This window comes from Cryobacterium sp. MLB-32 (assembly GCF_000738085.1).
In the GTDB taxonomy this organism is placed as follows: domain Bacteria; phylum Actinomycetota; class Actinomycetes; order Actinomycetales; family Microbacteriaceae; genus Cryobacterium.
Genome location: NZ_JPRS01000701.1, coordinates 1 through 590 on the forward strand (window position 1 = coordinate 1; position 590 = coordinate 590).

The 590-nt window shown below is 58.5% G+C and carries 1 protein-coding gene; it reads left to right on the forward strand.

Annotated elements, in window-relative coordinates:
- Window positions 1-175 precede the first annotated feature (175 nt).
- Entirely contained in the window at window positions 176-565 is a 390-nt protein-coding gene (locus JF66_RS20975; protein WP_035880912.1) for a DUF2975 domain-containing protein, read from the forward strand.
- Window positions 566-590 lie beyond the last annotated feature (25 nt).

A 590-nucleotide genomic window follows, 5' to 3' on the forward strand; every position in this document is an offset into this window, starting at 1 on the left:
GCCAAACTACTGGGCCAGACCTCGAGTTTGAGCCCGTTCCGCTTTGCTTCGACAGATTCCGGACAAGTCTTGCGACGATGCCGGGCCGCTGTAGTGATGCCGCCGGCGATGCTCCTTAGGTCGATGTGCAAGTATGGTGCCTGTAGCAAGAGTCGAGTAGATCAAGGAGGCAAAGATGCGCCGTTGGACCTCGTTTGCGCTGAACGCGTTACTTCTCGTTCTGCTGGTCTTGTCCGTGTTCGCCCAGGCGTGGGCTCTCCCGCATGAGGTGGATACCCTGGTGTCGGTGTTCCCGGAAGTCAAACCGCTCGCAGTGCCATCCATCATCTGGGGTGTCGTCGCAATCGCCTGCTGGCAAGCCGTCGCTCTCATCGGACTGCGGCTTGTTGTACTCATTCGCGACCACAGATTCGACTCTTCGTCCTATGGATGGTTACGGGCGATGGTCGGCTGCCTGCTCGCGTTCATCGTGCTCGTGGTGTCCGCTTTCATCGCTCTGAGCGTGATGGGATACACGACCCCGGGCGTAATGTACGGACTTATCGCTGGCGGGCTCGTAGCCTGATCATCGTCGTCTCTTTGATGGTGTT

Excerpts from the sequence above, each read along its gene's own strand:
- JF66_RS20975 (WP_035880912.1), top strand. The coding sequence starts at position 176 with ATGCGCCGTTGGACCTCGTTTGCGCTGAACGCGTTACTTCTCGTTCTG.